Genomic DNA, 13,804 nt, shown 5'->3' on the forward strand with positions numbered 1-13,804 from the left:
CTCGCGGCCGAAACGGCTAGAGCCACGGGGGTAGCTTGGGAAGGCCCGCCCGTGCCGGACGCCCGGCCAGCCAGGCGGCGAGCTCGGCGACGGGCAGCGTGACGGCCCGAGGCTCGCCGGACCCGTCGATCGTCCATGGTGCGTCGCCGTCGAGGGCCGCGAGGGTGAGCGCCGGACCGTTCCGGCGGGTCCCTCGCCAGGCCGCGATGTCGGCGATCAGCGCGGCGCAGAACCCCTCGGGCAGGTCCGCGAAGCCGATCCCGGTGCCCAGGTCGACCGCGTGCACGCAGACCTCGCGGGCGCGCATCCAGGGCACCTCGGTGGCCCGGACCGTCCGGCCCTGCGCGGTGACGACCTCGGTCTGCCAGGCGGCGTCCGGCAGCGCCCAGAACGCCTCGGCGAGCTCGTCGGCCGACTGTCGCACCCAGGCGCGAAGCTCAGCCGCGGGGCGACGGGCACCCGCCTCGATGTCGGCGGCGCGCTGCTCGGCCGAGGCGTACATCGGGGTCCTTCGCCCGGTCCGGGCCCAGGTCACGAGCCTGCCGATCGCCTCCGCGTTGGATGCGACATGGGCGAGTAGGTGGCGCCGGGTCCAGCCGGGCAACGCGGTCTCGGTGTCGAGGTCGTCCTCGGTCAGTCCGTCGAGTCCCCGCAGCAGCAGCGCCGTTCCCTCGATGACCCACCCGGTGGTTCGGATGGTCTCGGCGGCGAGCGTCATCCCGACACCACCGCCGCCGAGCGGGCGCGGTTCTCCAGCCGCCCGATCCCGTCGATCTGGGTGACCAGCACGGCGCCGTCGGTCAGGTAACGCGGGGGTTTGCGGGCGTGCCCGACGCCGCCGGGGGTGCCGGTGGCGATGACGTCGCCGGGGTTGAGGGTGACGATCTCCGAGACGTAGCGGATCAGCGCGACGGGATCGAAGACCAGGTCGGCGGTGTTGGCCTGCTGCACCGTTTCTCCGTCGACCGACCCGGTGATCGCCAGGCGGGGCCGGACCCCGCCGGGCAGCTCGTCGGGGGTGACCAGCACGGGGCCGAACGGGGTGGTGGCCTCGAAGGTCTTGCCCTGCAACCACTGCGGGCTGCGGTACTGCCAATCCCGCATGGTGACGTCGTTGAGCACCGAGAAACCGGCGATGGCGGCTTCCGCCGTGGCGTCGTCCGCGCGCCGGACCCGTGCTCCGACGACGACGGCCAGCTCGGCCTCCCAGTCGACGGCCTGCGAGGCGGGGTCGAGCGCGATCGGGTCGGCCGGGCCGATGAGCGCCTCGGGGAACTTCGCGAACAAGGTCGGATACGTCGGCAGCTCGCGCCCCATCTCCAGGATGTGGTTGCGGTAGTTGAGGCCGACGCACACGATCTTGCCGGGCCGCGGCACGAGTGGGGCGAGGTCGGCGCTGTCCAGGTCGTGCCGGGTCCCGCCGGTGGCGGCGGCGTCGCGCCAGCCCTCAGTGGCCAGCAGCGCCCCGACGTCGGGGGCGTCGAGCTCGATGGCGACGTCATCCTCGACGCGAGCGGCGCGGGTCCCGTCGGCGGTGCGCAGGGTGGTCAGTCTCATCTGGGTGCTCCCTCCAGCTGCACGCGGTCGGCGTACAGCCGTTCGAAGATCGGGGTGTCGGCGAAGCGGAACAGGTCCAGCCGGGTGTCGGCGGTGAGGGTCAGCGGGGCCCAGGACGGCACGACGACCAGGTCGCCCCGCTCGACCGCCCATTCCTGCTCGCCGACGCGAACCCGGCCCGCGCCGTCGAAGACCTGCCAGACCGCCGATCCGACCTCGCGGCGGGTGGCGGTGCGCACGCCGGGACGCAGCCGGTGCATCTCGGCGCGGATGGTCGGCATGACGTCACCGCCGGTCGTCGGGTTGGTGTAACGGACCGCGGCGTGACCCGGCTCGACCACGCCCGGGTGCCCCTCGACCTCCAGCGCGAGCTGGTCGGCCAGCGCCGCGTCGGTGTGTTCCCAGCGGTAGGCCGCGATCGGCGAGCTCGGCCGGGATCCGGGCAGGGCGACCGGACGCAGCCCGGGGTGGCTCCACAACCGCTCCGCCCGCGAGCGCGCGGGGGTCGAGCGGTCGTTCACCTCCTCGGGACCGAACTCGAAGAACGTCGAGCCGGTGTAGTGGACGAACGGGATGTCCAGCCCGTCGAGCCACGCCATCGGGACCTCGGCCTGGTTGTGGTGACCGTGGAAGGACCAGCCGGGGGTGAGCAGGAAGTCACCGCGCCGCATGGCGACCGGGTCGCCGTCGACGACGGTCCACACCCCCTCGCCCTCGACGACGAACCGGAACGCGTGCTGGGTGTGCCGGTGCACCGGCGCGTCCTCGCGCGGGTTGAGGTACTGGATCGCCGCCCACAGCGTCGGGGTGGCGAACGGTGCCCCACCCAGACCGGGGTTGGCCAGCGCGATCGCCCGGCGCTCACCGCCGCGACCGACCGGCACCAGCGCCCCGGAGCGCCGCGCCAGCTCGACCAGGCCCGCCCAGCGCCACCGGTGCGCGACCGCCTGCGGCCGCGGGCTGGCCGGCATCAGGTCACCGATCTCGGTCCACAGCGGGACCAGCAGCTCTCGTTCGAAGCCGCGGTAGAGATCCTCCAGCTCGGGCGAGGGCGTCGGCTGGCCCGGCGCGTCGAGCGCGGTGAGACGAACCGGCGAGGCGGTGGATGCGCTCATCGAAGGCCCCTTCCGGGAGTCATGGATCCGGCGGAATCGCCTGAGCGATTCGACCGCCAGAATTCGTACGTATACGTACGATAGGGGTCGTCGCCCGCCGCGGCAAGCGCGAGCACCACCCGGCCCCTCTGGCGTGACGGTCGCCATACCGGCCGGGCGACGGCGCCGACGCGCCCGGCCGGTCGTCGACCCCACCCGCGCGGCGCGTCGTCCCGTGGGCCCCTCGTCACGACGAGGCTTCGACCGGCCTCGCGGTATGCGTCACTGCGCACAGATATAGTCCTCAGTAGAGACATCTGCTGAAGCGTCGATAGCGTGAACCGCTTGACACGCTCTCCGACCCTTCCGCAAGCCCAGGCAGTCGCGGCTCGAGGTGAATAGTCTGATCATGTCGATGAACGGTGAAGAGATCGAGATTCATTCGATGCCGGGATTCATGATTCGGCGCCTGCACCAACTGCACGACAGCATCTGGGAAAGCGAGCTCGGTGGCGTCTTCACCCCTCCCCAGTTCGGTGTGCTGGCCACGCTCGCCGCCCACCCGGGCATTCACCAACAGAAGCTCTGTTCGTTGGTCGCGCTCGACTCCTCGACCGGGGCTGACGTCGTCAACAGGCTGATCAGGACAGGTCGGGTCCGCAGGCGGCGGGACGACCGCGATCGCCGGCGCTATCTACTCGAACTGACCGAGGAGGGACGAACGCTGCTCGCCGAGGTGGTACCGTCCGTGCACGAGGTCAATGCACGCCTGACCCGAACCCTCTCGGAGTCAGACCGTACCGATCTGCTCGCCCACATCGATCGGATCCTGTCCCAGGAATCCGGCCGCTGAGCATTTCCTGCCCGGTACTCCAGCATTTATCTGACCGCCTCCATCGCCGGGCCGCCAGGACGATGCGCTCGTCCCGATACCCTCTCGATGTGGGTGGAACGCTGCGACGGGCCTGGGGTCACGTCGGCGCTGCTCTCCGGGCCGCCGGGCACGTGCTCGGCGTCCTGACGCAACTCGGGCTCGTCGTTCTGGGTCTGACGTTCATCGTCAACGGCGATCACGAGACCGCGATCCTTCAGTTGATTTCCTGGTGTCTTCTCGGCTCGGTCTACTGGGTGGTCGTGCTGGTCTCGCTGTCGCTGTCGCTGCGGCGACCCGCCGATGACGTCGAATCGTTCGGTGCGAGATTCCGAGCGAGCCGGGCATCGCGCGCCATCGCGACCGTCGGCACGTTCCTGTCGAGCCTGGTGGGTCTCGGCGCGGCAGCAGAGATGATCGTGTTGCGAAATGAACCCCGGTGGCAGGGTGCCGTTGAGATCATCGCGGTGTGGGCGATGGTGTTGTCGTGGGCGCTCTTCCACTGGGGATACGCCCAGATCTATTACCATCGTTACCACGCGAGCAGCACGAGTCGGCGACCGCTCGAGTTTCCCCGGACCCCGGATCCACGGCGGACCGACTTCGCGTACTTCGCGTTCACGAATGGCACGAACTTCTCGGTATCCGATGTACTCGTCGTCGACTCGCGGATGCGGTGGACGGTCGTCTGGCACACGACGTTCAGCTTCTTCCTGAACGCGCTCATCATCGTTCTCGCGGTGAATACCATCATGAGCGGCGGACCGGGTGGCGAAATCCTGGTCGGCTAGCCGGACCGCTGATCCCCGCCTGCCTTCCCCGGTGCGAACGGTCATGAGCTCGCGCAACGGCGGTGGGCTGCCGCGTGGTCCGGCCGACAGTCGGCTCGCGATAGGTCAGGCGACGCAGAAGCACCTCGGCAGGCCCCCGCTGACCCCGTCGGCGCATGAACTCGGCCAACAGTACGGTCATCGCCCACGTCGCGGTTGCCACCACGGCGACCGGCGCCACCGTCAGATGGTCCCCCAGGCCACCACCGTAGGAAGCCAGCACCGAGACGAGCACCACCGACTGCAGCAGGTATGAGGTCAGCGACCGCTGACCGCAGGCCGCCAGCGCGGTGACGACCCTCCCGTGGCGCTGGCCCACTCGGATGGCGACAAGCCCGGCGATCGCGGCGTACCCGATCCCGCCCGCATAGCCCGTGACCGTATGCACCGCCGCGACCAGCACCAATGCCTCTGCCGAGGGCACCTGCCACCAGTCGGCCCCCATCAGCGCCATCGGCAGTCCACCCCCGACAGCCAACCCGGCGCCGAGGACCCCGACCCGCACCAGCAGACGTCGATGCCTTTCGGGGTCATCGAGCACTCGGCGGCGCGCCGCCCAGATCCCGAGCAGCAGCGGTGGCACCAGGTTGATCACGGAGTTGAGGAGCACGCCAGGCAGCCACTCCCCGACGCGGTCCGCGACGGCCATCACCGCGTTCGTGGTGGTGGCCGCGGTCCCGTGATCAGGGCTGACCGAGTGCGCCACCGCGCCCAGCGTCGTCACCGGCACCATCCACACCGCCGCCGCGAGCAGCAGCGTCCGGTCGCTCACGCGCGTCAGCACCCCGGCGAGCATGACCCCGAGCGCCCCGTACGCACCCAGGATGTCTCCGGAGAAAAGCAGTAGCGCGTGCAGAAAACCGAAGGTCACCAACCACCAGCCGCGCCGGCGGATCAATTTTCGGATCGTCACCGGGTCAACTCCGACAGAGGTGTGCCGGCGGAGCATCTGAATCATGCCATAACCGAACAGAAACGCGAACATCGGATAAGCGCGGCCATCGACCGCGACCATCTGCAGCAGCACGACCACCTTGTCCGGAATCGCGTCCGGAATGCGATACCCTCGCACACCCTTGGGATGGCCGTACAGAAAGCCGGGAGCATTGGCCAATGCGATGAACAGCAGCATCGCGCCGCGCGCCAGATCCGGCGCCAGCGACCGAGCGGATACCGAGATGGCGCCCGGAGCGGAAGACCCGCTCATGCTGGAGTCCGTCACGGAGTCGCTCCATTCGAGATGAGCAGGAAAAGCCGATCGAGCCGGTGGTCTGCCCGGTCAGGGACATACCCAGACTCGCGTCGGTGGCCGGCTCAGTCGAGGGTGTCCACCCCAGAGTCGCCGGGCGAGAGCCCCCGACCTGAGTTGGGGGTAGCCCCAGATCCTCGGCGTCGCCGATCCACCGCAGCGACCTCCACGTCGTGGGAGCAAGCGGATCGTGGCCGGGACGGCCTCAGAGCGCACGCGGGGCGTACATGATGACGGCGACGCCGACCAGGCAGATCAGCGCACCGGTGATGTCCCATCGGTCGGGGCGGAAGCCGTCGAGTACGACGCCCCAGAGCAGCGAACCCGCTACGAACACCCCGCCGTAGGCAGCGAGAATGCGGCCGAAGTGCGCGTCGGGCTGCAGCGTCGCGACGAACCCGTAGATTCCCAGCGCGATCACGCCGGCGCCCATCCAGAGCCAGCCGCGGTTCTCCCGCACGCCCTGCCACACCAGCCAGGCGCCACCGATCTCGGCCAGCGCCGCGAGAACGAACAGGACGATCGAGCGCGCGACGGTCACGCCGTCAGCGTAGATCGCGTTCCGGCTCCGGCATCGCGAGCAGGGCACGGTTGCCGGTCGGCTGCGACGGATGCCCTACCACTCGTCCAGCGCATCATGGCTCCATAACGTCCACGGGGCGGCCTGCCCAGCGCATTTATGGAGCCATGACGCAGCGTGGAGCCTGGTGCCCGTTCCACCTCGCGCCTATCGTTGGCCCATCGCCAACTCGAGGCGAGAGGGGCGAGGCCATGGCCACCGTCGACGAGATCGCGCCCGAGATCTTCCGCATCGACCTCGGTGCGACCCCCGGCAGTCCCGTCACCACGAGCTTCTTCCTTATCCGCGACGACCAGCCGACGTTGATCGAGACCGGGTACCGCAAGACCTTCGACGATGCCTGGGACGCGGTGAGCCGGTTGCTCGACCCGGTGGCGCTGAGGTACATCGTCGTGCCGCACCTGGAGGGGGACGAGTCGGGCGCGCTCAACCGGTTCCTCGAACGCGCCCCGCACGCCGAACCGGTCGGCAGCCCGATCGGAGCCGCGCTCAACCTGTCCGACTTCGCCATTCGTGATCCCGTTGCCGCCGACGAGAACACGGAACTGGACCTGGGGGCGCACCGGCTGCGCTTTCTCGTCACGCCATACGTCCATCAGTGGGACTCGATGCTGGCCTACGACGCGGCCACCGGAACCGTCTTCTGCTCCGACGTGTTCATCTCCCTCGGCGACGGCCCTGCGGTGATCGACCGCGACGAGAGCGACGCCATGCTCGACGCCTACCGGGCCATCGGGATCTTCCCCTCGAAGCGGCACCTGGACTCGGCGCTGGACAAGATCGAGGCGGTCGGTCCCGTGACACTCGCGTGTCACCACGGCAGCGTCAAGGGTGGCCGTGCGGTGTGGGGCTACCTGCGGGCCCTGCGGGAGAACGACGTCAGCGGGCTGACCGACTGGAATCCCATGGCCGAACCGGGCTGAGAATCAGCCCCGGGCTGCATCATGGTTCCATGACGCGGCCCGGGGACACTCACCCAGCGCGTCATGGCTCCATAATGCGGTCGACATGGCGCCGCCGGGCTGGGCAGCCGCGTCAGCCCCCGGCACGCTCCTTCTGGTAGCGCTCGGTCATCACCTGGACGGCGGTCATCTGGGTCGCGGCGTGCGCCTCGCGGGTCTGCTCGGCCCGCTGCTTGGCCGCGAGGGTGGGCTCGGCCTGGCCCTGGAAGTGCGGGAACACCTCCTGGGCGATGAGCTCGAAGGAGCGCTTCGTAGCCTCCGGGTTGGCCCAGTCGTGCGCCATGAGCAGCATCGCGCCGAACCCGCCGTTGGACTGGTCGGCCAGCCGCTGCACCTGCGCCCGGGCGTCCTCGACCGTGCCGATCGCCCCGATCCCGGCCTCATTGACGAAGTCGATCATCTCCTTGAGGTTGCCGCCCTCGACCGCCATCTGCGGGAAGGCCGCGACCTTCTGGAAGTAGCGGAACCACTGCTCGATGCCGAACTCGACGTCCTTGTACGCCTGCTCGCGGGTCTCCGCGATATGCATCAGCCCGACCAGCCGCCACCCGGACCGGTCCGGCGTGGGCCGGCCGTAGTGCGCGGCCCGCTCCTCGACGACGTTCCAGTGGTGGGCCAGCGCATCGAACCCGTCCTGGGTCAGGGTGGCTCCGATCGAGAGCAGCCCGACACCGTGCTGGCCGGCCAGCCGCGGCCCGGTCGGCGACGCGACGGCGGCGACGGCGACGTCGAAACACGGATCGGTGTAGGGACGCAGCTGCAGCTGAGCCTCGATGAGGTTGTGCGTGCGGGTCTGCTCGGTGACGACCTCGCCGCGCAGCAGGCGCATGATGATGTCGAGGTTGACGTCGAGCAGCTCGCGGGTGTCGGTCGGGTTCAACCCGATCATCGCCGAGTCGGTGGGCAGCGAGCCCGGCCCGACCCCCAGCATCGACCGTCCGCGGGTGAGATGGTCGAGCATCACCATGCGGTCGGCGACCCACAACGGGTTGTGGTAGGCGATCGAGGTGACACCGGTGCCCAACTTGATCCTGCGGGTCCGCTCGGCGGCGGCGGCGATGAAGATCTCCGGAGACGCGATGATCTCACTTCCCGCGGAGTGGTGCTCGCCGATCCACGCCTCGTCATAACCGAGGCGATCGAGGTGTTCGACCAGCTCGAGGTCGCGCTGCATCGCGAGGGTGGGGTTCTGTCCGGCGGGGTGGAACGGGGCGAGGAAGATTCCGAACCGCAGTCTGCTCACGTGGTCCTCCTGATCGTCGTCGATCGTCGACGGCGACGCGCGGGGCGGCCGCTCGTCACGGATGCCCCGATCCTGACGTGGCTCACGCTGCGCGGACTGTGCGGATTGTGGACAGCTATTCGCGGTCCGGTCGCCCGATACCCGCCAGATACAGCACGCCGAGCACCGCGCCGGGCGGCGCGGCCGTCCACACCCACCACGGATAGACCCAGCCGATGGTCAGCACGAGCAGACCCCACACGATCAGGTTGACCACGGCGATGCTGGCGAAGACGATCGTGAGCACCCGCATCGTGACGCCCCCGGCCGTGTCGGAGAACACCCGGGGCCGGGCGGGGCTGCGGGGGCGGGCGGGGAGGTCCGCGGTGAGCCGGGCGAGTTCGCCGCGGGTCTTGCTGTCCCAGGCCGCCCGGGTCCGCGCGTCGAACTCGTTCAGGTCGAGCAGGCCCTCTCCGTGCGCCCACTGCAGCCGGTCCTGAACCGCTCTGCGGTCCGCGTCGGACGCCCGGAGGTCGTCCGGGCGTGCGAGATCGTCCACACCCCCATCGTGCCACGGGCCACGGGCACGGCTTCCACCCCTCTCTTGCACTCATGCGAATGAGTGCATATATTTCGCCGCGTGAGTGCGGATCACGGGCATGGACACGGGCACGGCTTCGCGGCCGGGGTGAGCGCGTCAGCTCGGTATGCCCGACGGCTATGGATCTCGCTCGGCGTGCTGGCGGTGTTCCTGGCCGTCGAGGTCGTCGTCGGGCTCGCCACGTCCTCGCTGGCGCTGCTGTCGGATGCCGGCCACATGTTCACCGACGTGCTCGGCGTGGGTATGGCACTGGCCGCGATCACGACGGCCCGCCGGTCGGCGGCATCCGATCGGCACACCTTCGGGCTCTACCGGGCCGAGGTGCTCGCCGCGCTGGCGAACGCGGTGCTGCTGTTCGGGGTGGCCACCTGGGTGATCATCGAGGCGGTTCAACGGTTCGCGGCCCCCCCGGAGATCCCCGGTGTCCCGCTGATGGCCACCGCCGCGGCGGGGCTGGCCGCCAACCTCGTGGTCTTCGCGCTGCTGCGGGAGGGCGCGAAGGAAAGCCTGAACCTGCGCGGTGCCTACCTCGAGGTGCTCGCCGACACGCTCGGCTCGGTCGGGGTCCTGCTCGCCGGTGCCGCGGTCTTCGTCTTCGGCTGGACCTGGGTCGACCCGGTGGTCGCGATCGGGATCGGACTGTTCGTCCTGCCGCGGACGTTCGTGCTGGGGAAGCAGGCGGTCCGCATCCTGGTGCAGGCCGCGCCCCCACACGTCGACTTGGCCGCGATCCGCGCCGAACTCGGTGCGCTCACGGGCGTCGAGGACGTGCACGACGTGCACGTGTGGACCCTCACCTCGGGCATGGAGGTCGGCTCGGCGCATCTGAGGGTCGGCCCCCACTGCGATCCCGCCACGGTTCTCTCCCAGGCCCGGACGTTGCTGGCCGACGGCCACGGGATGACGCATTTCACGCTGCAGGTCGAGCCCCCGGGTTCGCAGACCCGCTGCGCCGAGCTGTCGTGGTGAACAGATGATGTTCTGATAACGACATGGCCAACCCGTTCGACGACCTCGATGTCGGTGCCTTGCGCCGCCGCCGGACGATGAAATGGACCCGATTCGGACCGGACGTGCTGGCCGCGTGGGTCGCGGAGATGGACGTGCGGACCGCGGAGCCGATCTCGGATGCGCTCCGCGAGGCCATCAGGCGGCAGGACTTCGGCTATCCGCCACCCGACCAGCTGAGCGGACTTCCCGCCGCCTGCGCGGAGTTCCTGTCGACCGCCTACGGCTGGCAGGTCCAGCCCGGGGACGTGCGCCTGGTCAGCGACGTCCTACGGGGCGTGGCGGCCGCCATCCACGCGTTCAGCCCGCCCGGCTCGGCCGTCATCCTGCCGACCCCGGCCTATCCGCCGTTCTTCGCCGTCATCCGGCAGTGCGGACGCCCCGTGATCGAGGTCCCGATGGGGTATCGCGACGGCCGTCGGACGATCGACCTCGATGCCGTGGCCGCCGCGCTGGGCCGCGGGGCCGCGACGGTGCTGCTGTGCAACCCGCACAACCCCACCGGACACGTCGCCGACCGAGACGAGCTGGTCGCGTTGGCCGAGACGGTCGAGCGCGGCGGCGGCAGGGTGATCGCCGACGAGGTGCACGCCCCACTGACCTACCCGCCGACCCGCCACATCCCCTATCCGACGGTGTCCGCCGCGGCCGCGGCGCACGCGGTCACCGTCACCTCGGCGTCGAAGGGCTGGAACATCCCCGGGCTGAAATGCGCCCAGGTCGTGCTGAGCTCCCCCGCCGACGCCGAACGCTGGGACCGGCTGACGCTCGCCGAGATCGGCCCCGCCGCGCCACTGGGCATCGCGGCCAACATCGCCGCGTACACCGCGGGCGGGCCGTGGCTCGCCCACGTCCTGGATCACCTCGACGGCAATCGCGTCCTGCTCGCCGACCTGCTCGCCGCGCATCTGCCCGGGATCGGCTATCGGATCCCGGACGGCACCTACCTGGCCTGGCTGGACTGCCGTCGCCTCGGCGTCGCCGACCCGGCGGCGTTCTTCCTCGAACACGCCGGCGTGGCCGTCAACCCGGGCGCAGGCTTCGGGACCGGCTACGACACGTTCGTCCGGCTGAACTTCGCCACCACCCGCCCGCTGCTGACCGAGATCATCGAGCGGATGGGCCGAGCGGCCGGTGCCCCCGCCGGCTGATGTCCCGCCGCCGGGTACGGCAGGATCTGCGGGCGTGACCAGCCAGCACCCCGTCGCTGCCGTTCCCGACCGGCTCTTCGACGACGACGACCGGGAACGACGGTGGCGGGCACGGTTCACCGCCACCCGGATGTCACGACCCGACTGGGCCCGCGACGCGCCCGGGCGCAGCGTCTACACGTCCAATGCCAGCGGCACCACCGAGATCTACGCCTGGGACCGGCCGACCGACCGGCACCGTCAGGTCACCAGCAGGCGCAACGGCACACACGTGGCGGAGCTGCCCCCCGACGGCACGACGCTCTGGTGGTTCGACGACACCGACGGCGACGAGTTCGGCCGCTGGGTCGCCGAGCCGTTCGACGGGCTGCCCGACGGTGCACGGCCGAGCGCGGCGGTGCCCGGCGTCGAGGACGGCTACCCCGCCGGGCTGGAGATCGGCCGCACGCTGACCGCCGTCGGCACCTCGACCGACGAGGGCTCGCGAATCTGGCTGCACCGCCGCGACAGCACGGCCGAGGCCGCAGTGATCTACGAGCATCCGCAGGACGCCGGCGTCGGCGCGCTGTCGGAGGACGAGACGCTGCTGGCCATCAGCCACTCCGAGCACGGCGACTCACGCCACCCGGCCGTCCGCGTGCTGCGTACCGCCGACTTCTCGACGGTCGCCGAGAAGTCCGACGGCCCCGGAAGGGGACTCACCCCGCTGGCCTTCGCGCCGGTGGCGGGCGACCCCCGGCTGCTGCTGCTGCACGAGCGGCGCGGCCGCGAGGAGCTGCTGCTGTGGGATGTCGTCGCCGACCGTGAGACCGAGCTGGCCATCGACCTGCCCGGCGAGCTGTTCGCCGACTTCTATCCGGACGCCACCGCGCTGCTCGTCTGGCACATCCACGCCGCGCGCACCCGGCTGCACCGCTACGACCTGGACACCGGAAAGCTGACCGAGCTGACCACCGCGCCCGGCTGCATCGGTTCGGCACGGGTCCGGCCCGACGGCACGGTCGAGTACACGTGCTCGTCGGCGGCGCAACCGCCCTCCATCCGGGCGTTGTCCCCCGATGGGGACGACCGGGAGCTGCTCGTCCCGCCCGGCGGTCCGGCACCGGGCTCGGTGCCGCTCACGGATGCGTGGGTGGACGGACCGGGCGGACCGGTCCATGTGCTGATCGCCCGGCCTGCGGGCGACGGGCCCCACCCGGCGGTCTTCAGCCTGCACGGCGGCCCGCACGCGGCCGACGAGGACCGGTTCAGCCCGATCCGGGCGGCCTGGGTGGACGCCGGGTTCGCCGTCATCGAGGTCAACTACCGCGGCTCGACGGGCTACGGGACGCCGTGGCGCGATGCGATCGAGGGCCGCCCCGGGCTCACCGAGCTCGAGGACGTGACCGCCGTCCACGACTGGGCGGTCTCCACCGGGCTGACCGACCCGCGGCGCACGGTCGTCGAGGGCTGGTCGTGGGGTGGATTTCTGGCCCTGCTCGCCGCGGGGACGCAACCGGACCGGTGGGCGGCGGCGATCGCCGGGGTGCCGGTGGCCGACTACCTGGCCGCCTATGCCGACGAGATGGAGCAGCTGCGCGCCTTCGACCGGGCGCTGTTCGGTGGCTCACCCGAGCAGCGACCCGAGACCTACCGGACCGCCTCCCCGCTCACCTACGTCGCGGACGTGCGCGCGCCGATCCTCGTGCTGGCCGGGGAGAACGACCCGCGCTGCCCGATCCGGCAGATCGACAACTATCTCGACGCGTTGGCCGCGCGACCCGATCCGGTGCGCTACGAGGTGAGCCGGTTCGACGCCGGCCACGGTTCCCTGGTGGTCGAGCAGACGCTGCGGCACGTCGCCACGGAGATCGACTTCGCCCGGCGCATGCTCGGCTGAGCCGGCTCAGTCCCCCAGCAGATCCAGCAGTTTCTCCGGCGGCCGGGCCACCACGGCCCGGTCGCCGAGCAGCACGATGGGCCGCTCGATGAGGATCGGGTTCGCCGCCAGCGCGTCGAGCAGCGCGTCCCGGTCGGCGTCGGCCAGCCCGAGCTCGCGATATCGGGCCTCGCCGGTACGGGTGATCGCGCGCGGGTCGTCGGTGCCCAGCCTGCGCAGCACGTCCTCCAGCTCGGCGCGGGTCGGCGCGTCATCGAGATAGCGCACGACGTCGGCGTCGACACCGCGCTCGGTGAGCAGATCGAGCGCGCCCCGGCTCTTCGAGCAACGCGGGTTGTGCCAGACGACGGGACGATCAGCGGTGGCCACGCCATAATCGTAGGCGCCATGCCCGACCGCATGAACCTCACCGCCGGGACCCTCGTCTTCGACGGCGACTGCGGGTTCTGCATGCGCGCCCTCGGCTGGCTGCGCGTGCTCGACCGGGACAGTCGGATCACCACGGTGCCCGCACAGCGACCGGACGCGCCGACGCTCGTCGACGCCACCGCCGAGCAGTGCAGGGCCTCGGTGCGCTGGAAGGGGGCGGACGGCAGCACGGCCGCGGGGGCGGAGGCGGCGAACGCCGCGCTGTCCGTCGCGCTGGGCACCGACCTGCCGATGCGGCTCTACCGCCGCACGCAGAACCTCCAGGAAACCTGCTACGAGTGGATCTCGCGGAACCGCGGCCAGCTCCCGGGTCTCACCCCGTGGTGCCGGCGATACCCCGGTGACTGTGGCCGCGTGAGCTGAGGCTTTCC

The 13,804-nt window shown here is 70.8% G+C and carries 15 protein-coding genes; 7 read left to right on the forward strand and 8 right to left on the reverse strand.

What is annotated here, in order from left to right; genetic code table 11:
* Window positions 1-16: 16 nt before the first annotated feature.
* Genes ACFQE5_RS10185 through ACFQE5_RS10195 form a run of 3 tightly spaced genes read right to left on the reverse strand, consistent with a single transcriptional unit; the run spans window position 17 to window position 2,672 of the window.
* Window positions 17-718 carry a maleylpyruvate isomerase family mycothiol-dependent enzyme gene (locus ACFQE5_RS10185; RefSeq protein ID WP_379584597.1) on the reverse strand — a complete coding sequence of 234 codons (702 nt, stop codon included), beginning with the start codon at window positions 716-718 and terminating at the stop codon, window positions 17-19.
* Window positions 715-1,557, reverse strand: coding sequence for a fumarylacetoacetate hydrolase family protein (locus tag ACFQE5_RS10190; RefSeq protein WP_379584598.1), 843 nt, complete (start codon window positions 1,555-1,557; stop codon window positions 715-717). Before ACFQE5_RS10190 ends, ACFQE5_RS10185 begins: the two co-directional genes overlap by 4 nt.
* The gene (locus tag ACFQE5_RS10195; RefSeq protein WP_379584599.1) at window positions 1,554-2,672 is read right to left on the reverse strand and encodes a cupin domain-containing protein; all 1,119 of its coding nucleotides are present in this window, start codon (window positions 2,670-2,672) and stop codon (window positions 1,554-1,556) included. Before ACFQE5_RS10195 ends, ACFQE5_RS10190 begins: the two co-directional genes overlap by 4 nt.
* Before the next feature lie 394 nt (window positions 2,673-3,066).
* On the opposite strand from ACFQE5_RS10195, the gene ACFQE5_RS10200 reads away from it, so the two are divergent.
* Both ACFQE5_RS10200 and ACFQE5_RS10205 read left to right on the forward strand, forming a co-directional pair.
* On the forward strand, window positions 3,067-3,504 hold the full coding sequence (locus ACFQE5_RS10200; RefSeq protein WP_379584600.1) for a MarR family winged helix-turn-helix transcriptional regulator: 438 nt from the start codon (window positions 3,067-3,069) through the stop codon (window positions 3,502-3,504).
* 152 nt (window positions 3,505-3,656) lie between these two features.
* The gene (locus ACFQE5_RS10205; protein WP_379584601.1) at window positions 3,657-4,313 is read left to right on the forward strand and encodes a DUF1345 domain-containing protein; all 657 of its coding nucleotides are present in this window, start codon (window positions 3,657-3,659) and stop codon (window positions 4,311-4,313) included.
* Here ACFQE5_RS10205 and ACFQE5_RS10210 read toward each other — a convergent pair.
* Entirely contained in the window at window positions 4,273-5,559 is a 1,287-nt protein-coding gene (locus tag ACFQE5_RS10210; protein WP_379584602.1) for a DUF418 domain-containing protein, read from the reverse strand. The two genes, ACFQE5_RS10205 and ACFQE5_RS10210, sit on opposite strands and share 41 nt — an antisense overlap.
* Before the next feature lie 247 nt (window positions 5,560-5,806).
* Window positions 5,807-6,142: a YnfA family protein gene (locus ACFQE5_RS10215; RefSeq protein ID WP_379584603.1), complete on the reverse strand. Its 336-nt coding sequence runs from the start codon at window positions 6,140-6,142 to the stop codon at window positions 5,807-5,809.
* A 230-nt stretch (window positions 6,143-6,372) separates the two neighbouring features.
* On the opposite strand from ACFQE5_RS10215, the gene ACFQE5_RS10220 reads away from it, so the two are divergent.
* Window positions 6,373-7,104, forward strand: coding sequence for a hypothetical protein (locus ACFQE5_RS10220; RefSeq protein WP_379584604.1), 732 nt, complete (start codon window positions 6,373-6,375; stop codon window positions 7,102-7,104).
* Between the two features lie 112 nt (window positions 7,105-7,216).
* Here ACFQE5_RS10220 and ACFQE5_RS10225 read toward each other — a convergent pair whose 3' ends face one another.
* A complete protein-coding gene (locus ACFQE5_RS10225; protein WP_379584605.1) occupies window positions 7,217-8,386 on the reverse strand; it encodes an LLM class flavin-dependent oxidoreductase in 1,170 nt (389 codons plus the stop codon).
* Between the two features lie 115 nt (window positions 8,387-8,501).
* Window positions 8,502-8,924 (reverse strand): DUF1707 SHOCT-like domain-containing protein, encoded by a 423-nt coding sequence (locus ACFQE5_RS10230; protein WP_379584606.1) that lies wholly within the window; start codon window positions 8,922-8,924, stop codon window positions 8,502-8,504.
* Window positions 8,925-9,005: 81 nt separating this feature from the next.
* Here ACFQE5_RS10230 and ACFQE5_RS10235 point away from each other — a divergent pair, with 81 nt between their 5' ends.
* The 3 genes from ACFQE5_RS10235 to ACFQE5_RS10245 are packed head-to-tail and all read left to right on the forward strand — an operon-like array spanning window position 9,006 to window position 13,004.
* Window positions 9,006-9,935 carry a cation diffusion facilitator family transporter gene (locus ACFQE5_RS10235; RefSeq protein WP_379584607.1) on the forward strand — a complete coding sequence of 310 codons (930 nt, stop codon included), beginning with the start codon at window positions 9,006-9,008 and terminating at the stop codon, window positions 9,933-9,935.
* A gap of 23 nt (window positions 9,936-9,958) precedes the next feature.
* The gene (locus ACFQE5_RS10240) at window positions 9,959-11,125 is read left to right on the forward strand and encodes a MalY/PatB family protein (RefSeq protein ID WP_379584608.1); all 1,167 of its coding nucleotides are present in this window, start codon (window positions 9,959-9,961) and stop codon (window positions 11,123-11,125) included.
* A 34-nt stretch (window positions 11,126-11,159) separates the two neighbouring features.
* The gene (locus ACFQE5_RS10245; protein WP_379584609.1) at window positions 11,160-13,004 is read left to right on the forward strand and encodes a S9 family peptidase; all 1,845 of its coding nucleotides are present in this window, start codon (window positions 11,160-11,162) and stop codon (window positions 13,002-13,004) included.
* 6 nt (window positions 13,005-13,010) lie between these two features.
* Here ACFQE5_RS10245 and arsC read toward each other — a convergent pair whose 3' ends face one another.
* Complete coding sequence (arsC, locus tag ACFQE5_RS10250; protein WP_379584610.1) at window positions 13,011-13,373, reverse strand: arsenate reductase (glutaredoxin); 363 nt, start codon at window positions 13,371-13,373, stop codon at window positions 13,011-13,013.
* 18 nt (window positions 13,374-13,391) lie between these two features.
* Here arsC and ACFQE5_RS10255 point away from each other — a divergent pair, with 18 nt between their 5' ends.
* Window positions 13,392-13,796 carry a DCC1-like thiol-disulfide oxidoreductase family protein gene (locus tag ACFQE5_RS10255; RefSeq protein WP_379584611.1) on the forward strand — a complete coding sequence of 135 codons (405 nt, stop codon included), beginning with the start codon at window positions 13,392-13,394 and terminating at the stop codon, window positions 13,794-13,796.
* Window positions 13,797-13,804: the final 8 nt, after the last annotated feature.

The sequence above is a fragment of the Pseudonocardia hispaniensis genome, from assembly GCF_042658695.1.
Taxonomy (GTDB): domain Bacteria; phylum Actinomycetota; class Actinomycetes; order Mycobacteriales; family Pseudonocardiaceae; genus Pseudonocardia; species Pseudonocardia hispaniensis.